The organism is Polaribacter sp. M10 (genome assembly GCF_054968445.1).
This window is the reverse complement of sequence record NZ_JBSSBG010000014.1, coordinates 69,370-88,270: the sequence shown is the minus strand read 5'-3', so window position 1 is coordinate 88,270 and position 18,901 is coordinate 69,370. Positions and strand designations below refer to the sequence as shown.

Below are 18,901 nucleotides of genomic sequence, written 5' to 3'. Positions count from 1 at the left end.
AGATAATTTTAACTACTTTTAACATTCTTTTTAAAAACCCTATTGCTAGGTTATTAAATGGTTAAAAAAATATATGAAAAAGATTTTTACAGTAATTGTGGTTGTCATTTGTAATTCATTTAATGCTCAAACACAAAGTACTCCCCCAAAAAATGATGGAATTATCTCTGGTAATGTTATCGATTTTAAAACCAAAAAAAGTTTACAATATGTAAACATTGTGTGTAAAGATAAAACCTCTAAAATTATTTCTGGGGGAATTACAGACAACAAAGGAAGATTTGAAATAGCCAATTTACCCTTAGATTCTATTTTTGTTGATTTTCAATTTATAGGATATAAAACTTTAAAAAAAGGAATTTTTCTCTCTAAAAGTTCACCAAATTTAACCCTGATTAACCTTTCTTTGCAAGAAGAAATTAATCAACTAGAACAAGTAAACTTAGAAGCAGAAACTTCTACTTTCGAAAAAAAAATAGATCGATTAATTGTTAATGTTGGTAAAGATTTAGCTTCTACAGGTTCTAATTCTTTGCAAATGCTAGAAAACATTCCTTTAATACAGGTAGATTATCAATCTGGAAGCATCAGTTTAAGAGGCAATAATAATGTTCGGGTTTTAATAGATGGCAAGCCTTCTAATTTGTCTTCATCAGATTTATTAAAACAAATTCCTTCTTCATCAGTAAAAAAAGTAGAATTAATTACAAATCCTTCTGCAAAATATAATCCTGAAGGTATGAGTGGCATTATTAACATCATCCTTAAAAAAGATAATGTTATTGGCTTTAATGGAACTGTAAATTTTGGTGTAGAACACAGTATAAACACAAGACCTTCTGGTTCATTTGATTTTAATTACAGAGTAAATAAATTTAATTTTTATGGAAATTATGGTATCGATTTTGGTAAATTCGAAACCTTTTCTTTCTTTAACAGATTGGATAAAAACTTAGATCAAGATCTCAATTTTTTAGACAATTCCACAAATCATTTTGCTAAAATTGGTGTTGATTTTTACATTAATGATAAAAACACTTTATCCTTTTACACAAATCAAAGTTTAACAAATACCGATTTTTACGTAGACAATAAAAGTTATTTAGATGGTAATTTAATTTTTGATTCAGAAAATATATCCGTCTTTAAAACAAAAGAAAAAACCTACAATTTAGACTACAAATTAAGTTTATCTGATAATGATGAATACATAGAATTCGAAGTAAATTACACAAAAAGCACAGACCCTCAAGAAGATACAATTTCAGAAAATCTAGACACTACTAATAAAGAATTTAATTACAATAATTTTATTTCTGACAATAACTCCATTTTTCTAGCCAATTTAGATTATTCCAAACCGATTAAAAATGGACTTTTAGAAATCGGTTTAGAATCAAGAATTGTAAAAGCGGATAATGACATAAACACAGATCAAGAAATAAATGCTACCCAAAATTCATCAACAATACCAGTTGGAAACTCTAAACTAAATTACGATAGAGACATTTACTCAGCATACATTAATTTATCTAAAGAATATAAAAAAATCAGTGCGCAAGCTGGTTTACGTTTTGAGGAATTTAATTTAAACGGAACTTTTTCGAACACAGAACAATCAATGCTAGAACCAATTTCTGATAAAATTTTCAGTGTTTATCCATCAGTATTTGTAACCTATGATGCATCAGAAAAAAATCAATTTCAAGTTAGTTATAGCAGAAGGGTTGATAGACCTGGTATAGACCAAGTTACGCCAATTCAAGAATGGACATCTCCTCTATCTGTTTCTATAGGTAATAGAAATTTAGTACCACAATTCACCAATTCTTTTGAGTTTAATTACACAAGAACAATAAAAAATGGGTATTTAAGTTTTGGCACATTTTACAGAAAAACCAACAATATAATTGGTAAAATTATTTCTGTTGATGCTACGAACTTAGACAGACAAATAATTTCTTACGCCAATTACACCAGTGCAGAAAGTTATGGTGTAGAATTCTCATCACGATTTAAACCCTTTAAATGGTGGACATTAAGACCAAGTACAAATCTTTATTTTAGAGACAATCAAGGCTTTATAAATAACAATTTAGAAATTGTTAACAACACCTTTTTTTCAGCTAGAATTAGCAACAGCTTTAGAGCTTCTAAAAAACTTAGATTAAGCTTATCTACCTCTTACAGAGGTGATAATAAAAATATTTTATCAGAAATTGATGATTACTTTTTGGTAAATGTTGCAGCAAGATATACTGTATTTAAAGGTAATGGAGCTATTACAATTAGAGGTACAGACATTTTTGATGGTTATAAATTAGATTTTACAACAGCAAATCCTTTTCCTCAAGTTGGGCAATTTACTTTAGAATATAGTTCTATTTATGTTGGATTTTCTTACAATTTTGGAAAAGGAAAAAACAGAGAAAGAGATCGTAAATACAGAGAAGAAAACGAAACACAAGGAAGTATGGGCGTTTTTTAATTTTTGGAAGTTTTTAATTTTAATGCAAAAAAAAGGTTTTACAAAAATGTAAAACCTTTTCTAATTAATATTTTCAGAGAAAACTTACCAACGAATAATAACTGATCCCCAAGTAAAACCACTACCAAAGGCAGCTAAAACAACTAAATCATTATCTTTTATTTTACCTTTTTCCCAAGCTTCAGTTAAAGCTATAATTACAGATGCAGCTGTAGTATTACCATAGTTCATAATATTATTATAAACATTATCATCTGACAACCTGAACTTTTTTTGTATAAACTGTGCAATTCTTAAATTGGCTTGATGTGGAATTAACATATCTATATCTTCTTTCTGTAAATTATTTGCTTGTAAACCTTCTACAATTGCTTCAGAAAAACGAGTTACAGCGTGTTTAAATACAAACTGCCCATTCATATAAGGAAAATATGAAACATCATCAGGGTCATTAGCTTCCATAATTTCTGGAACCCATCTACCTGTGCTTGGTCCTTCTAACATTAATTCTCTTGCGTGTTTTCCTTCTGAATGTAAATGCGATGATAAAATTCCTTTACCTTCTTCTTCGCATCTAGATAAAACTGCAGCTCCTGCTCCATCACCAAAAATTACTGAAACATTTCTACCTCTTGTAGATTTCTCTAAACCTCCTGAATGATTTTCAGAACCAATTACTAAAATGTTTTTATACATTCCTGTTTTTATAAATTGATCTGCTACAGACATCGAATAAATAAAACCAGAACACTGGTTTCTAACATCTAAAGCACCAATTGTTGGCATGTCTAGTATATCTTGTACACGCACTCCACCTCCAGGAAAATACATATCTGGACTCAGTGTAGCAAACACAATAAAATCGATATCATCTTTAGTTAAACCTGCTCTTTCAATGGCAATTTTGGCTGCTTTTACACCCATTATAGAGGTATCATCACCAGATTTTGGGTCTATCCATCTGCGTTCTTTAATACCAGTTCTTTCTTGAATCCATTCATCAGAAGTATCCATAAATTCTTTTAAATCGTTGTTGGTAACAACATTTTCTGGAACATAATACCCTAAGCCAGTGATTTTTGAATTATACATATTTTATTAACCTGTATTTTAATTATTTGTTTTTTTGCAATAGGCTAAAATAGTAAAAAATCAATATAAATGTCTTTTATGCCAAATTTTAATTATGCTGTCATCTTGTCACAATTAAATCTTTGGTATTTTTTTTGACTACTTGTACATCAGAAAATAATATAAATTAAATATAAATTATGAGCAAAGGAAACATTAATGTATCAGTAGAAAATATTTTTCCGCTGATTAAAAAATTCTTGTATTCTGATCACGAAATCTTTTTACGTGAATTAATTTCAAACGGAACTGATGCAACTACAAAATTAAAACACTTAATTTCTATAGGCGAAGCACAAACGGAATTGGGTGATGCAAAAATTGAAATTAGTATAGATAAAGATGCAAAAACCTTAACCATTAAAGATCAAGGTTTAGGTATGACAATGGATGAAGTTGAAAAATACATCAACCAAATTGCATTTTCTGGGGCTGAAGAATTTTTGGACAAATACAAAGATGATAAAAACGAAACTGGAGTTATTGGACACTTTGGTTTAGGTTTTTATTCTGCATTTATGGTAGCTGATAAAGTTGAAATCTTTACAAAATCTTTTAAAGATGCACCTGCTGCTCATTGGACTTGTGATGGTTCTCCTGAATATACTTTAGTAGAACATGATAAAGTTGACAGAGGTACAGAAATCGTTTTACACATTGCAGAAGATTCTACAGAGTTCTTAGAAGAAGGTAAAATTAGAGGTTTATTAACTAAATACAATCGTTTTAACCAAGTGCCAATTAAATTCGGTACTAAAAAAATTAACGATCCTGAGCACGAACCAAAAACAACTAAAGACGCTGAAGGTAAAGAAACTACTGAACCACACAGACAAATTGAAGTTGATGATATTATCAATAACACAAATCCTGCATGGACCAAAAAACCAGCTGATTTAGAAAAAGAAGATTACGATAATTTCTACAGAGAATTGTATCCAATGCAATTTGAAGAGTCATTATTCCACATCCATTTAAATGTAGATTATCCTTTTAATTTAACAGGTATTTTATTTTTCCCTAAGTTGTCTCAGAACTTAGATATGCAAAAGGATAAAATTCAATTATACCAAAACCAAGTTTTTGTTACGGATAATGTAGAGGGAATTGTACCAGACTTTTTACAGATGTTAAAAGGTGTTATCGATTCTCCAGACATTCCTTTAAACGTTTCTCGTTCTTATTTACAGGCTGATGGTGCTGTAAAAAAGATTTCTGGTTACATTACTAAAAAGGTAGCTGATAAATTATCTTCATTATTCAAAAAAGACAGAGCTGATTTTGAGCAAAAATGGAATGATATCAAAGTAATTATTGAATACGGAATGTTATCCGAAGATAAATTCTTTGACAAAGCTAAAAAGTTTGCTTTATACCCAACAGTTGCAGACACTTACTTTACGTTTGATGAGTTGATCGAAAAAACAAAAGATATACAAACAGATAAAGATGGTAATCATGTAATTTTATATGCTGCAAATAAAGACGCACAACACAGTTACATTCAAGAAGCAACTGCAAAAGGTTATGAAGTATTAATTTTAGATTCGCCAATTATATCGCATTTAATGCAAAAATTAGAAGGTGGTGATGCTAAAGTAAAATTCTCTAGAGTTGATGCAGATCATATTGATAATATAATTAAGAAAGACGACAACGTAATTTCTAAATTATCTGATGAAGAAAAAGAGAAATTAAAGCCAATTATAGAAGCTGCTGTGCCAAAACAAACGTACACAGTTCAATTAGAAGCTATGGATTCTAACTCTTCTCCTTTTATGATTACTGTGCCAGAATTTATGCGTAGAATGAAAGAAATGCAAGCTTCTGGAGGTGGAGGAATGATGGGAATGGGTAATTTCCCAGACATGTATAACTTAATTGTAAATACAAACAACCCATTAGTTTCAGAAATTTTAGCTGCTGATGAAGACAAGCAAAAAGACTTAATATCTCAAGCTTTTGATTTGGCAAAATTATCTCAAAACCTTTTACATGGTGAAGAGTTAACCAACTTTATTAAACGTTCTTACGAGTTGATTAAATAGTATTTAACTATCATTTCTGCTTAGGCAGGAATCTAAAAAACGAAAACCTCTTTGTACAAACAGAGAGGTTTTTCTGTTTTTAGACTTTAATATTTTTGTACATTCGAGTTTATAAATAGGTTACAATGAAACTAGTCCACACAAATCAATTACCAGAAGTTGGTACAAGTCATGATGATGCTATAAAGAAAAAAGTTTTTATCAAAAAAAATGAAGTGCCACAATTAATGATGTTTGGTTCTGCAACTTTTACTCCTGGTCAAGAAGTAGAAACTCACAAACATGATACGATGTACGAAATATTCTACATACAAACAGGCAAAGCCGAATTTATTGTAAACAATCAAAAACTAATTGTAACTCCTGGAGATTGTATTACTATTGAGCAAGGCGAATATCATTCTATGCGTAATCCTTTTCACGAAAATGTTACTTGGGTTTATTTTGGAATTGCCACAGACTAACAATTCTATTTAAACTAACTTTGCCAAAAAATAATACATGCAGTTTTCTGAATTACCTTTACATAAATCCATTTTAAAAGCAGTTGCAGAACAACGCTTTCACACACCAACTTTAGTTCAAGAAAAAGCCATTCCTTTGGTTTTGGCTAAAAAAAATGTAATTATTTCTGCACAAACAGGTACAGGAAAAACAGCCGCTTTTGCTTTGCCAATAATCGATTTATTGTTTGATAAACAAGACGCAGAAAAAGGAGAAAAAAAGATAAAAGCTTTAGTGGTTACTCCTACTCGTGAGTTGGCAATACAGATTTTAGAGAACTTTAAATCTTACAGTAAATATTCTAATTTAAGAACAACAGCTGTTTTTGGTGGAGTTTCTTTAGAACCGCAAAAAGAAATTTTAGCCAAAGGTGTAGATATTTTAGTGGCAACTCCTGGTAGATTAATCGATTTGCAAATGCAAGGAAATATCGATTTAAATCAATTAGAAATTTTGGTTTTAGACGAAGCTGATTTAATGTTAGACATGGGTTTTATTAACGATGTAAAAAAGATTGAAAAACTTTGCCCAAGAAAAAAACAAACCCTTTTATTTTCTGCAACTATTCCTGATAAAATTGATGAATTAGCTCAATCTGTTCTTAAAAACGCGACTAAAGTAGAAATTAATCCAGAAGAAACTACTGCAAAAAACATTGGGCAATTATTGTATTATCTACCAAAAAAGAATAAAACAGATTTATGTTTGCATTTGCTTAGAAATACAATAAATGGTAAAATAATCATTTTTAGACGCACCAAATTTGGTGTTGATAAACTTGAGCAAACTTTAATAAAAAACGGTTATAATGTTGCTAGCATTCATGGAGATAAAACTCAAGGAGTTAGAAACAAGGCTATAGAAGATTTTAAAACCAAAAAAGCGTCAATTTTAATTGCTACTGATGTTGCTGCACGTGGTATTGATATTACAAATGTAGATGCTATCATTAATTTTGATATTCCGAATGTACCTGAAACGTATGTGCATAGAATTGGTAGAACTGGTAGAGCTGGTAAATCTGGAATTGCATTTTCTTTTTGTTCGCCAGATGAAAACAGTTATATCAAAACAATCGAAAATTTAATTGAAAAATCGATTAAGGTAATTGAAGATCATCCTTATCCTATCAACAAACCAAAACATACCAAAAAACAGCCAAATACAGTTAGCAAACACAAAAAAAGTAGAAAATCAGCAGCATCAAAAAAGAAGAAAAAACGCTGGTATTAAGTTTTTAATATAGAAAAATACAATTCTATTTATAAAACTTTAGGCTAAGAATAATTTATAGCATATAAATTTCAGAAAACCGAATCTTTTTAAGATATTGTGTTCGTAATTTTTACAAAAAAATGGCTATAAAATTAAAAGTAGGCTACACCTTTTTTTATAAAAATAGACTTTGGAGGGTAACTGAGGTTTATAAAATAAAATGGGAAGATGGCACAAAATCTGAAGAATTTAAGATAAAACCGAAATCAGGAAACATCAACTATCTAGAAATAGAAACAAGTAAAGATGGTAAAAAAAGTTACTCTTTTTGGTCTAAGCATAATGATAAGAGTTTCCTTAGAAAAAGTCAGAAATTAGTTAAAGATTTTGTTGCTTTGGGTTCTGCAAAATTCCCAACAAACTTAACTTACAGAGGTGTAAATTATACTTTTGATGAAAAAACGGACGGCATTTGCGATTATGGGTATGAAAAAGAGAAGGTAAATGCTTTAGATTATATTGATAAAACTAAAACTAAGTTTTTAGCCATTGAATTATGGGATGATGAAATTGAGGTTTCTACAGGAATCCAAATCCAAGAAAATGCAATTTCTAAAATTGAAAAAGGTAATCCACCTTTATTAGATTCGCCTATTTTAAAATTTATTGGCAAATATATTGCAATTATACTCGTTTTTGGTTTTGTAGTTTTATCTAACCTTTTAAATCGATGCTCGAGAAACAATTCTTGGAATAGCGATTCTAATTATAACAAAAACGATTCTACTAAAGTTTACAGAAATAATAACTACTACAGAAGTAGAAGTAGTGGCTTTGGAAAATAAATAATTATGGAAAAATCTACACTACTTTGGGTTGGAGAAACCTTTTTTTACATTCTCTTGTTTTTTATTCTCTTTATAATTTCTAAAATAATTTTTAAATTTAGAAATAGAAAAATTAATCTTGATAACGAATTAACAACAAAAGACAATGTTGCTTTTTCAATTTTAACTACGGGTTATTTTATTGGTATTCTTATAATTTTTTTAGGAGTTATACAAGGAGAATCTTATGGCTATATTAATGATGCGCTCCTTGTTTTAAGTTATGGCTTATTTGGAAACCTACTTTTAGTAATTTCATCAATTTTTAATGAAAAGGTTGTTTTTGCAAAAAAATTTAAGCTTTATAAAGAAATTATTAAAGACGAAAATAATGGAACAGGTTTTATAGAAGCTGCAAACTTTATTGGTTCATCTTTAATTATTTACGGTGCTATAAACGGAAAAGCAATTAACATGTTTCCGAGTTTAGAAAAAGTTGGTTTGTATATTTCTGGTTTTATTAGTTTATCAATTTTTTGGCTTATTGGGCAATTTATTCTTTTTATCTTTTTAAAGATTTATAAAAAAATATCAAAATATAATATTTTAGAAGAAATAGAAAAAGACAATGTAGCAGTTGGTATTGTGTACGCTAGTATTTTTGTTTCTATCTCTTATTTGTATTCACAAGCCATAAAAGGAGATATAAATTCTTGGTTTTTAACTTTAGAAAACGTATTTTATTATATGAGCTTAGGTGTTATTTTATTACCAATATCTAGAGTTTTTGTCGATAAAATTATTCTACCTAACAGTAGCTTAACAGATGAAATTGTTAATCAAAAAAATCCAAATCAAGGAGCAGCTTTAATAGAAGCATTTGCTTATTTAGGCAGCGCAATTTTAATAAGTTATTGTATTTAAATGCCAACTAACAAGCAAAAAAGGAACTTATTATTTTCTGCATTATTTGCCACAGGTTTATCTGGCATTGTAGCAGAATATTGTTTTGCAACTTTATCTACCTATTTTGTAGGCGATTCTGTAAAGCAATGGTCTATTATAATTTCTTTAATGCTTTTTAGCATGGGTATTGGTAGTAGAATTACAAAAACCTTTAATGGTAATGTTTTTAAATTGTTTATAATTACTGAGTTTACACTTTCTATTGTTGTCTCTTTTTCTGCTGTATTTACATATTATTTAGCATCGCAAGTAGAATACATAGGTGTTTTTATTTATGCTTTATCCATAATTACAGGTACTTTAATAGGTATGGAACTACCTTTGGCAATGCGTTTAAATGATGAATTTCAATCTCTAAAATTTAATGTAGCCAACGTTTTAGAAAAAGATTATTATGGTAGTTTAATTGGTGGTTTATTCTTTGTTTTTATAGGATTACCTTATTTAGGACTAACATATACCCCATTTATTTTAGGTTTTATCAACTTATTTGTTGCCTTACTTTTATTAATCTTTTTTAAAGATAGTATTCAAAAACAACAACAAAAAATATTTTTTTCTGTAGCTGCTTTTTTAATTATCATTCTTATTTCTGGTGGCTTTTTTTCTGATAAAATTATCATGTATGGAGAGCAGATTAAATACAAAGACAAAATTGTATTTAAAGAACAATCTATCTATCAAAAAATAGTAGTTACAAAGTGGAAAAATGATTATTGGCTATATTTAAATGATAATTTACAGTTCTCTACTTTTGATGAACCTTTGTATCATGAAGTTTTAGTGCATCCAATAATGCAAGTTTTACAACAACCTCAAAAAATCTTAATTCTTGGTGGTGGAGATGGTTGTGCTGCAAGAGAACTTCTAAAATACAAAACCACAGAAAAAATAACTTTAGTAGATTTAGATAAAAAGTTAACAGATTTATTTATTAATGAACCTGTTTTAGCTTCTATTAACAAAAATGCTCTTACAGACAATAAGTTAAACATTGTCAACAAAGATGGATTTACTTTTTTAGAAGAAACCAACGATTTTTACGACTTGATAATTATAGATTTACCAGATCCAAGAAATGTAGAATTATCTCGATTATATTCTAAAGAATTTTATGAATTGTGTAATATTAAATTGACGCCAAATGGAGGAATTATTACCCAAGCAGGCAGTCCTTATTATACACCTTACGCTTATCAATGCATAAAAAAAACAATGGATAGTGCAAATTTTACAACTCTAGCTTTGCATAATCAAATTCTTACAATGGGAGAATGGGGTTGGATTGCTGGTATTAAAAGAAAAATCTCGAAAGAAGAAATTAATAAATCATTACTAAAATTTAACAATGCTAAGATTGCTACAAAATGGTTAAATAAAGAATCTATGCATTTAATAACCTCTTTTGGTAAAAATTTTTATGAGAAAAACACTATAGATTCCATAAAAGTAAATCAAATTAGTAACCCTGTTTTATATCATTATTACAACAAAGGAAACTGGGACACTTATTAACCTTATTTAAATGAAAGAAAAATATGTATCTCTAAAAGCAGAAATGTTTCATTTTGAAAAATGGATATCAATTACAAATCCAGAAACTTTAAAATCAACTTTTAATGATTTTCTTACAGAGTCTAGTTTTACAATCGTAAATTTTACAGAACATTATTTCCCTGTTAAAGGTTATACTTGCGTTTGGGTTTTAGCAGAAAGCCATTTGGCCATTCATACTTTTCCTCAAAAAAACACTTCTTACGTTCAAATTAGTAGTTGCAATTTCGAAAAATTAGAACATTTTAAAACTATTTTAAAAAGCATTTAAATCTGGTAGATTTTGTTTTTAACAATTCAAATTTTCAATTTCACTAAATAAAAAGTAACTTTAACCCTTAAAAAAGAATCAGTTACTAAATATCATTTTTAAAGCCAAGCCTTCTAGACTAATTTTGAAATGAATTTAAAATATATTATTATGAAAACTATTCCAACATTTACTTCAAAGAAATCTACATTTATTTTATTAGGATTATTTTTATCACTTTTCTTTTTTTCAACAGAATTAAAAGCCCAAGAACTTCTAGTTAAAGGTATTGTAAAAGGACAAACTTACGAAGAAACCGAGGTTTTAAACGGTGCAAACATCTTTTTAAAAGGAACAAATATAGGAACGAGTTCAAACAAAAAAGGTGAATTTACTTTTCCTCAAAAATTAAAAGTTGGAGATATTTTAGAAGTTTCTTACTTGGGTTTTATTACCAAAAGAATTAAAATTGGTGCAAATTCAACGTATTTAAAAATTATTTTACAAGAAGACGATAACCAAATGTTAGGTGCATTAAACAGCAACAAACGTTTTAAATCTAAAAGAAATAAAGAATAGGTTTTATGCCAAAAACTACATTCTTTTTATTTTTATTTTACGCAAGTTTTTGTTTTTCGCAACAATCAGATTTTAAACACATCAACTTTAGTAAAGCTGATAAAATTGCCAACGCAACCAAATCTAAAAGGTTGTACGAACTAAATAAACTTACCTATAATTTAACCAACAATCTAGAGACAGACGTAGAAAAGCTAAGGGCTATTTACATTTGGATTTGCAATAATATTGCTAATGATTTTAGATTGTATGCATCAAACGAAAGAAAAAGAAATCGTTTTGAAAAAGATTCTCTAAAACTAGAAAATTGGAATTCTAAATTTAAAAAAACACTCTTTAAAAAATTATTAAAAAAGAAAAAAACCATTTGCACTGGTTACGCTTATTTACTAAAAGAAATGTGTAAAATAGTAGGTATAGAATCTTATATGGTTAATGGTTTTGCAAGAACTGCTACTGTAGATTTTTCTAAACTTACTATGCCAAATCATACTTGGAATGTAGTAAAACTAAATAACAAATGGTATTTATGCGACCCAACTTGGTCTACAGGAATTTCTTTTCCAGAAGAAGGTAGGTTTCAATTTATTTACAATGATGGTTATTTTTTAGCAGATCCTAAATTGTTTTTCTATAACCATTTTCCTGTTGATTTACAATTTTCTTTATTAGGTGAAACTACTCCAAATTTTACAGAATATACTGAGTTACCTTTAATTTATGGTGATGCTTTTACAACTATTAAAGAGCATGTTTTACCAAAAAAAATGCATCATAACTTAACAAAAAATTCAGATTTTACTTTTCAATATGTTTTAAAGAACAAAGTTGATTTACAAAAAATTAAATTTATTGTTGATAATGGCATATCAGAAAAAATGATTATTCCAAAAATAGAAGTAGAAAATAACATTTTAACCTTAAAACACACTTTTAAAAACAGAGGTTTTTTTGATGTTCATTTATACATAGAAGAAAGATTAATAGCCACATACACTTTTAAAATTGCAAAATAAATTCTAAAATAATTAGTACTTTTAAAGCCTAACAACAAAAAAATCAAAAACATCAATGAAGTGGAGAGGCAGACGTAAAAGTTCTAATATAGACGATAGAAGAGGACAAAGTTCTAGCAGAGGATTTAGTGGTAGTTCTGGAGGTGGTATTAATACCATGTTAATCGGTTTACTACTTAAAGTAATTACAACAAAAAAAGGCTTAATTATTGTAGCTATTATTTTTGGAATCATGTATTTTACAGGCAATAACCCATTAAACTTTATAATGGGCACCCCAAATAACCAAATTCAAAATACAACGTATAAAGGTACTGCAGCAGAAAATGAATTGGCAGAATTTAGTGCCACAGTTTTAGCTGACACAGAAGACGTTTGGAACGATATTTTAAGAAATTATAGAGAACCAACTTTGGTGCTTTTTACAAATTCTGTAACCTCAGCATGTGGTTCTGCATCTAGTGCAACTGGCCCTTTTTATTGTCCTGGAGACGAAAAATTGTACATCGATTTAAGTTTTTTTCAAGAAATGGAAAGCAAATTAAATGCTCCTGGAGATTTTGCTCAGGCATACGTAATTGCGCATGAAGTTGGGCATCATATTCAAAATTTAATGGGCACTACAGATAAAATGCAACAACTTCGAGGACGAGTAAGTCAGAAAGAATACAATAAATTTTCTGTAAAACTAGAATTGCAAGCCGATTTTTTAGCTGGTGTTTGGGCACATCATTCCCAAAAAATGAATCAAATTATGGATAAAGGTGATTTAGAAGAGGCTTTGGGTGCTGCTTTTGCCACTGGCGATGATCTTTTGCAAAAAAAATATACAGGTACAGTTGTACCAGATTCATTTACTCATGGTACTTCTGAACAAAGAATGCGTTGGTTTAAAAAAGGTTTTGATACTGGTGATATAAATCAAGGTAACACTTTTAATGCAACTTCTTTATAATTTAATTTTGTATTATAAATGCACAAAATTGTAAAAGCGCAGCCTAAAGATGCAGAACTTTTATCTAAAATAGGAGCCGAAAGTTTTTTAACTGCTCACGGACATTCTGCTCCTAAAAAAGATATCGACAATTATGTAACCCATAATTTTAACGAAAACACTTTTAAATCTGATGTATTAGACGATAACAATTTGTATTATCTAATTTATTACAATAATAAAATTGCTGGGTACTCTAAAATCATCTTTAATAAAGCCAATAAAAACATACCTGCTCAAAACATTACAAACTTGAGCAGGTTGTATTTATTAGAAGAATTTTACAATTTGGGTTTGGGTAAAATTCTTTTCGACTTTAATCTACAACTTTGCAAAAAAAACAATCAGATTGGTATTTGGTTGGCAGTTTGGGTAGAAAACCAAAAAGCCATAAAATTTTACAATAAAGTTGGTTTTAAAAAAGTTGGTGATTATAATTTTAAAATATCAGAAAGGCATAGCAACCCAAATCATATTATGTATTTAGAATTTTAAATTTTTCTTTTGCTATCTTTGAGAAAAAAGATAATAAATGAAAAAATTAGCGGTTCTCCTATTTTTTGTATCCAAGGTAATTATTGCTCAAGTTGATACAGAAATTCATCTTTTTGATATTGAAATTTCTGGAGAAGATTATCACTTAAAAAACGGAAAAAACATTTCTAATAATAAAGGTTATGACAGTCAGCCCTATTTTTATAATGATAATCTTGTTTTGTTTGCATCAGCAAGAAATGGACAAACAGATATTGCAAAATACAACATAAGAAATCAAGAAATATCCTTTATTAATAACACAGAAAATGGTGGTGAATATTCGCCTCAGAAAATTCCGAATTCTAAAAATGTTTCTGCTGTAAGATTAGATAATGATGGTTTGCAACGCTTCTATACCTATAATTTTAAAACAGGTAAAGATTCTGAATTAATACCAAATGTAAAAGTCGCTTATCCTTATTGGTATAATCAAAATACGCTTGTTGCTTCTGTAATTGTTAACGATAGTTTACACCTTGTTATTTCTGATTTAAAAAAGAAAACCAACACCACAGTTGCCAAAATGGTTGGACGTTCGATACATAAAATACCGAATACAAAATTGGTGAGTTTTATAAGCAAAGCTGACAAAGAAAACTGGATTTTAAAATCTTTAAATCTAGAAAATAAAGAAATTAAAACCATCTGCTCTCTGGGTAAATCTGAAGATGTAACTTGGTTACTTAATGGTACTTTACTCATTTCTAAAGGGAATTCTATTTATAAATTCAATCCGAAGAAAGATAAAAATCTTAGTTTATTTTTCAATTTTACTGATGAAAATATTAATAATATATCAAGAATTGCGGTAAATGCTACAAGTACAAAATTGGCTATTGTTGCAGAAGTTTCGCCTGCCTATTTAGCCGAAGAACAATTACAAGGTTATAATAAAAGAGACATTGATGCATTTTTAAAACCGTATGCTAAAAATGTAAAAGTATACAGATTTCCAAATCAATTAAGTTATGAAGGCATAGCACAAATGAGAGAAAACTATGCTTCATTTTTTAAAAATACGCCAGATTTACATTGTAAAATCTTAAAAAGAATTGTTTTTAAGGATAAAATAATAGACCACGAATTGGTAACTGTAAATGGCAAAACCTTTAAAGCAGTTGCTATTTACACCACAAAAAACGGAAAAATTACAAGTGTAACTTTTATGTAAATTAAAAATGAAATTCATTCACTCAAAAGACAGATTAGAAAGTGTTTCAGATGGTGTTTTTGCTTTTGCAGCCACATTAATGGTTGTGAATATTGGTATAAACACTTCCATAACTTCTTTTACACAAGAACTGCCCAATTTTATAAGTTTTGCGGTTAGTTTTTTTGTGATGATGGCCATCTGGAAAGTACATTACAATTTTTTTAGAAGAACAAATTATATTGATAATTGGATTATTAGCCTAAATATGATTTTACTTTTTACTGTACTTTTTTACATATTTCCTATCCGTTCTTTATTAAATACAGGTATGGGAGGCGAAAAAATTAGTATCGATAATTTTTCGAATATTTTTCAGCTTTACAGTATTGGCTTTACTTTAATTTTTACCTGTTTTCTTTTTCTATATTTAAGAGCTTTTAAAAAGGATACAGAAAATGGCAAAAACCTAAAATTACTGTTTTATTCCAGACACTTTTTAATTTTTGTAATTGTGGGTGTTGTCTCTTTTATGTTAGCAAAATTTAAAGTAGGCTTACTATTTGGAGTTCCTGGGTTTGTGTATGCTTTTTTAGGTCCTCTATGTTATTTTCATTCTGTAAAATTTCATAAAAAACACAACTTAAAGTTTTAGTCAAAACGTTTGTTAAAATGCTTTTTTAAAAATACAACTTGTGCTAAAATCATTAATCCGAAGAAAAATATAGCATATAAAACCGTATTTGATAAACTTACTGCTGATAAAAATTCTGGAATTTGAATTTTATCTAAAAATGAAAAATTAAATTCTGGAGTTTGTATTAAACTTTCTTTTGATGTTTTAAGCGAAACCAAAACAATTGCTAACATACAGCCAACAATAATTGCCCAACCCTTTTTAGAAATTAAAGCTTTTGTTTTAAAAACTTTAGATTTACTTTCAGCCAAAATAGTTTTCATTAAAGAAGCTGTAAAATCTGCTGATGGTTTTTCTTGCTCAATTTCTTTTACATACTTTTTTGCAAAAGCATCTAATTCTTCTATGTGTTTATTTTCTCCCATAATTTTCTATAATTTCTGGTGATACATTTTCTTTAACAATAGTCAGTAATTTTTTTCTAGCTCTGTGTAATTTTACTTTTAAATTGGCTTCAGACAAAGAAGTAACTTCTGTAATTTCTTTTAAAGATAATTCATCATAATAAAACATCCAAATTATAGAACGTTGTTCGTTTGGTAATTTTTGCAAACAATTATCCATAATTTTAGAGCGCTCTTTTCTTTCAATTCCTTCTAAAATAGTTTCTACATCTTGTATTTGGTTGAATGTAATTTCATTAATTTCAAAAGTTGAACTATTTTTTTTATGCTTTTTAATTGCATCTAAACTTGTATGATATGCAATTCTGTACAACCAAGTAGAAAATTTAGAATCGCCTTTAAAATTGCTTAAATTTTTATAGGCTTTTATAAATGTATCTTGACTTATTTCTTCTGCCTCTTCCCTACTCTTTGTTATTTTAAACGCCAAACTAAACACCATATTTTTATAATTATCAACAAGATGTGCAAAAGCATTTGCATCTCCGTTAATAATTTTTGTAATATAAAGTTGGTCGTTGTTGTTGGTCATTTCTATTATGACTGTGTTTTATCATTTTAGGTTACACTTTTATTCCATTTTTTTAAAATTAAGATTTTAAATCCTAAAAAATTAAATAGAACAAAAACATAAAAAACTCAATCACAGAAATTTAAACAAACAAAACATCAAAAAAAGATAAAAAAATAAATTTTAGTGTAACCTAAACATAAAACTTGTCGTCAAAGCTACAAACACACAAAAATTAATCATTTAAACTTTAAAATTATAAATTATGGAAATCGCAGTTTTAGCAATAATATTTGGAAGCATCTTTGGAGTATTTTATTTGTTCTTTTCTACCAGAAACAAAGAAAGATTGGCATTAATAGAAAAAGGTGTAGAAGCATCAATTTTTATGAAAGGCCATCAAAAAACCTCATCATCTACAGGTAAAGTAATCGTTTTAAACTTAGCTGTTTTATTAATGGGAATTGGGCTTGGCGTATTTTTAGCACTACTTTTAGACACTTACACAACTATGGATAGTGATGGTATTTACCCTGCTTGTATTTTCTTTATGGCTGGTGTTGGTTTGTTTACTGGCTTTACTTTAACTAAAAAATTAGATCAAGAGTAAAATTTTATCAAAATTTAGCTTAAAACCACTTTATTTAACATAAAGTGGTTTTTCTATTTTTAAAAAGCGAAGTATCTTTAGCTATATTTTTTTTGATGGAACAAAATTATCAAAATTCAAAATTCAGAGAATTATTAGACAAACTACAACAAGAAAGTTGGCAACTAGAATTACTAATCTCTGGTTTTGCCATTTTCGGGCTTTTTTCTGCCATAGAACCTATAGGAATTCGATACGATATTGCAGAAAATGAACAAGATTTAGTAAGCACAATTTTATGGTATGCAGCCTTAGTTTCTAGTTGGATTTTAGTCTCTAACCTACTAATACACGTAATTTTAAGAGGTTTATGGATTGGTGCTTTGGGCTTACGTTATATTTCTGGAGATATCGATTATGATGAACTGAATTACTCAGAAAAATTTACCAAATTTTTACAAAAAAGAATTGGTTCTTTTGATAAGTATATTGCCAATTTAGAAAACTATTGTAGTGTACTTTTTGCAGTTTCTTTCCTGTTTATTTTCTATTTCTTAGCTTGTTTATTATGCTTAATTGCTATAATGTTAACGGTTTTTATTTTTTTAGATAACGATTTAAATGGCTTTTGGGAAACCATGTTTTTGGTAATAGGCATATCATTAATAGTATTTATTTGTTTTGGTGCTTTTTTAACTTTTATCGATTTTATTAGTCAAGGTTTTTTAAAAAGAAAAAAATGGATTTCTAAGTTCTATTTCCCTATTTATAAAATATTCAGTTTTATAACTTTATCCTTTTTATACAGACCTTTAGTTTACAACTTTTTAGACAATAAATTTGGTAAAAAACTCAGCTGGATTTTAATCCCTATTTATGTGGGCATCATTTTCTTAACTACATTTAGCAACCATAAATCGAATTATTTAAACAAAGAAAACAGATCATCTAAATACTATTCTAATGCCAATAATTACGATGATCAAATAGTACATGAAAACGATTTTATTAAAACCGCCTCAATTCCATCAAAAGTAATAACAGATAATTACTTAAAAGTATTTCTGATTCATAATGAAAATTTAGAGGATAGATTATATGAATTGAATAAAGGTCTAGAACCAAAAGAAGACAGAAGAGGCTTGCGTTCTAGTGCAGTTTCTTTTGGCAGTTTTCCTAAAAAAAGAGATAGTTTAACCAAAGAATATTACAAAACGCTTAATGATACTTATAAAATTTATATTGATAAAAAGAAATATAAATCCGATTTTATAGCAACCACAAATAAATATAAAAGACTGGGGTTTGAAACTTTTTTAGACATAGAAACATTATCTTATGGCAAGCATTTTTTAGAAATTACTAGAAAAAGAATTCGAAAAAAAGATACTGTAAACCCAATAATTGTAACCATTCCTTTTTGGAAATTTAAAAAGTAATA

The 18,901-nt window shown here is 28.3% G+C and carries 19 protein-coding genes; 16 read left to right on the top strand and 3 right to left on the bottom strand.

The features are described from left to right. Positions 1–73 precede the first annotated feature (73 nt). Positions 74–2,488, top strand: coding sequence for a TonB-dependent receptor (locus ACWYN7_RS12715; RefSeq protein WP_462860356.1), 2,415 nt, complete (start codon positions 74–76; stop codon positions 2,486–2,488). Positions 2,489–2,572: 84 nt separating this feature from the next. Here the strand turns inward: ACWYN7_RS12715 and ACWYN7_RS12710 are convergent, their stop codons facing one another. After that, complete coding sequence (locus ACWYN7_RS12710; protein WP_462860355.1) at positions 2,573–3,580, bottom strand: 3-oxoacyl-ACP synthase III family protein; 1,008 nt, start codon at positions 3,578–3,580, stop codon at positions 2,573–2,575. Positions 3,581–3,759: 179 nt separating this feature from the next. On the opposite strand from ACWYN7_RS12710, the gene htpG reads away from it, so the two are divergent. The 13 genes from htpG (at position 3,760) to ACWYN7_RS12645 (ending at position 15,914) form a co-directional block, all read left to right on the top strand. Then, entirely contained in the window at positions 3,760–5,667 is a 1,908-nt protein-coding gene (gene htpG, locus ACWYN7_RS12705) for a molecular chaperone HtpG (protein ID WP_462860354.1), read from the top strand. Between the two features lie 125 nt (positions 5,668–5,792). Beyond that, positions 5,793–6,131, top strand: a complete 339-nt coding sequence (locus ACWYN7_RS12700) for a cupin domain-containing protein (RefSeq protein ID WP_462860353.1) — start codon at positions 5,793–5,795, stop codon at positions 6,129–6,131. A 37-nt stretch (positions 6,132–6,168) separates the two neighbouring features. Beyond that, on the top strand, positions 6,169–7,404 hold the full coding sequence (locus ACWYN7_RS12695; RefSeq protein ID WP_462860352.1) for a DEAD/DEAH box helicase: 1,236 nt from the start codon (positions 6,169–6,171) through the stop codon (positions 7,402–7,404). Between the two features lie 122 nt (positions 7,405–7,526). Further along, on the top strand, positions 7,527–8,231 hold the full coding sequence (locus tag ACWYN7_RS12690) for a DUF4178 domain-containing protein (RefSeq protein WP_462860351.1): 705 nt from the start codon (positions 7,527–7,529) through the stop codon (positions 8,229–8,231). A 6-nt stretch (positions 8,232–8,237) separates the two neighbouring features. Next, positions 8,238–9,137 (top strand): DUF350 domain-containing protein, encoded by a 900-nt coding sequence (locus ACWYN7_RS12685; protein WP_462860350.1) that lies wholly within the window; start codon positions 8,238–8,240, stop codon positions 9,135–9,137. Further along, positions 9,138–10,694, top strand: a complete 1,557-nt coding sequence (locus ACWYN7_RS12680) for a polyamine aminopropyltransferase (protein WP_462860349.1) — start codon at positions 9,138–9,140, stop codon at positions 10,692–10,694. A 10-nt stretch (positions 10,695–10,704) separates the two neighbouring features. Beyond that, on the top strand, positions 10,705–11,004 hold the full coding sequence (locus ACWYN7_RS12675; protein WP_462860348.1) for an S-adenosylmethionine decarboxylase: 300 nt from the start codon (positions 10,705–10,707) through the stop codon (positions 11,002–11,004). Positions 11,005–11,154: 150 nt separating this feature from the next. Next, entirely contained in the window at positions 11,155–11,562 is a 408-nt protein-coding gene (locus ACWYN7_RS12670) for a carboxypeptidase-like regulatory domain-containing protein (protein ID WP_462860347.1), read from the top strand. Between the two features lie 5 nt (positions 11,563–11,567). Continuing rightward, complete coding sequence (locus ACWYN7_RS12665) at positions 11,568–12,578, top strand: transglutaminase domain-containing protein (protein ID WP_462860346.1); 1,011 nt, start codon at positions 11,568–11,570, stop codon at positions 12,576–12,578. A gap of 55 nt (positions 12,579–12,633) precedes the next feature. After that, complete coding sequence (gene ypfJ, locus ACWYN7_RS12660; protein ID WP_462860345.1) at positions 12,634–13,533, top strand: KPN_02809 family neutral zinc metallopeptidase; 900 nt, start codon at positions 12,634–12,636, stop codon at positions 13,531–13,533. An 18-nt stretch (positions 13,534–13,551) separates the two neighbouring features. Next, a complete protein-coding gene (locus ACWYN7_RS12655) occupies positions 13,552–14,067 on the top strand; it encodes a GNAT family N-acetyltransferase (RefSeq protein ID WP_462860344.1) in 516 nt (171 codons plus the stop codon). Positions 14,068–14,104: 37 nt separating this feature from the next. Continuing rightward, positions 14,105–15,280: a nuclear transport factor 2 family protein gene (locus ACWYN7_RS12650; RefSeq protein WP_462860343.1), complete on the top strand. Its 1,176-nt coding sequence runs from the start codon at positions 14,105–14,107 to the stop codon at positions 15,278–15,280. Positions 15,281–15,287: 7 nt separating this feature from the next. Further along, positions 15,288–15,914 carry a TMEM175 family protein gene (locus ACWYN7_RS12645; RefSeq protein WP_462860342.1) on the top strand — a complete coding sequence of 209 codons (627 nt, stop codon included), beginning with the start codon at positions 15,288–15,290 and terminating at the stop codon, positions 15,912–15,914. On the opposite strand, the gene ACWYN7_RS12640 is transcribed toward ACWYN7_RS12645, so the two are convergent. Both ACWYN7_RS12640 and ACWYN7_RS12635 read right to left on the bottom strand, forming a co-directional pair. Further along, a complete protein-coding gene (locus ACWYN7_RS12640; RefSeq protein WP_462860341.1) occupies positions 15,911–16,321 on the bottom strand; it encodes a hypothetical protein in 411 nt (136 codons plus the stop codon). The two genes, ACWYN7_RS12645 and ACWYN7_RS12640, sit on opposite strands and share 4 nt — an antisense overlap. Continuing rightward, positions 16,308–16,892, bottom strand: a complete 585-nt coding sequence (locus ACWYN7_RS12635; protein ID WP_462860340.1) for an RNA polymerase sigma factor — start codon at positions 16,890–16,892, stop codon at positions 16,308–16,310. Before ACWYN7_RS12635 ends, ACWYN7_RS12640 begins: the two co-directional genes overlap by 14 nt. A gap of 244 nt (positions 16,893–17,136) precedes the next feature. On the opposite strand from ACWYN7_RS12635, the gene ACWYN7_RS12630 reads away from it, so the two are divergent. After that, positions 17,137–17,481 (top strand): DUF6249 domain-containing protein, encoded by a 345-nt coding sequence (locus tag ACWYN7_RS12630; RefSeq protein WP_462860339.1) that lies wholly within the window; start codon positions 17,137–17,139, stop codon positions 17,479–17,481. Between the two features lie 95 nt (positions 17,482–17,576). Further along, positions 17,577–18,899 (top strand): hypothetical protein, encoded by a 1,323-nt coding sequence (locus ACWYN7_RS12625; RefSeq protein ID WP_462860338.1) that lies wholly within the window; start codon positions 17,577–17,579, stop codon positions 18,897–18,899. Positions 18,900–18,901: the final 2 nt, after the last annotated feature.

Bases quoted from the DNA above. Each gene is read 5' to 3' on its own strand.
- ACWYN7_RS12715 (WP_462860356.1), top strand. From the start codon at position 74: ATGAAAAAGATTTTTACAGTAATTGTGGTTGTCATTTGTAATTCATTT.
- ACWYN7_RS12710 (WP_462860355.1), bottom strand. From the start codon at position 3,580: ATGTATAATTCAAAAATCACTGGCTTAGGGTATTATGTTCCAGAAAAT.
- htpG (WP_462860354.1), top strand. From the start codon at position 3,760: ATGAGCAAAGGAAACATTAATGTATCAGTAGAAAATATTTTTCCGCTG.
- ACWYN7_RS12700 (WP_462860353.1), top strand. From the start codon at position 5,793: ATGAAACTAGTCCACACAAATCAATTACCAGAAGTTGGTACAAGTCAT.
- ACWYN7_RS12695 (WP_462860352.1), top strand. From the start codon at position 6,169: ATGCAGTTTTCTGAATTACCTTTACATAAATCCATTTTAAAAGCAGTT.
- ACWYN7_RS12690 (WP_462860351.1), top strand. From the start codon at position 7,527: ATGGCTATAAAATTAAAAGTAGGCTACACCTTTTTTTATAAAAATAGA.
- ACWYN7_RS12685 (WP_462860350.1), top strand. From the start codon at position 8,238: ATGGAAAAATCTACACTACTTTGGGTTGGAGAAACCTTTTTTTACATT.
- ACWYN7_RS12680 (WP_462860349.1), top strand. From the start codon at position 9,138: ATGCCAACTAACAAGCAAAAAAGGAACTTATTATTTTCTGCATTATTT.
- ACWYN7_RS12675 (WP_462860348.1), top strand. From the start codon at position 10,705: ATGAAAGAAAAATATGTATCTCTAAAAGCAGAAATGTTTCATTTTGAA.
- ACWYN7_RS12670 (WP_462860347.1), top strand. From the start codon at position 11,155: ATGAAAACTATTCCAACATTTACTTCAAAGAAATCTACATTTATTTTA.
- ACWYN7_RS12665 (WP_462860346.1), top strand. From the start codon at position 11,568: ATGCCAAAAACTACATTCTTTTTATTTTTATTTTACGCAAGTTTTTGT.
- ypfJ (WP_462860345.1), top strand. From the start codon at position 12,634: ATGAAGTGGAGAGGCAGACGTAAAAGTTCTAATATAGACGATAGAAGA.
- ACWYN7_RS12655 (WP_462860344.1), top strand. From the start codon at position 13,552: ATGCACAAAATTGTAAAAGCGCAGCCTAAAGATGCAGAACTTTTATCT.
- ACWYN7_RS12650 (WP_462860343.1), top strand. From the start codon at position 14,105: ATGAAAAAATTAGCGGTTCTCCTATTTTTTGTATCCAAGGTAATTATT.
- ACWYN7_RS12645 (WP_462860342.1), top strand. From the start codon at position 15,288: ATGAAATTCATTCACTCAAAAGACAGATTAGAAAGTGTTTCAGATGGT.
- ACWYN7_RS12640 (WP_462860341.1), bottom strand. From the start codon at position 16,321: ATGGGAGAAAATAAACACATAGAAGAATTAGATGCTTTTGCAAAAAAG.
- ACWYN7_RS12635 (WP_462860340.1), bottom strand. From the start codon at position 16,892: ATGACCAACAACAACGACCAACTTTATATTACAAAAATTATTAACGGA.
- ACWYN7_RS12630 (WP_462860339.1), top strand. From the start codon at position 17,137: ATGGAAATCGCAGTTTTAGCAATAATATTTGGAAGCATCTTTGGAGTA.
- ACWYN7_RS12625 (WP_462860338.1), top strand. From the start codon at position 17,577: ATGGAACAAAATTATCAAAATTCAAAATTCAGAGAATTATTAGACAAA.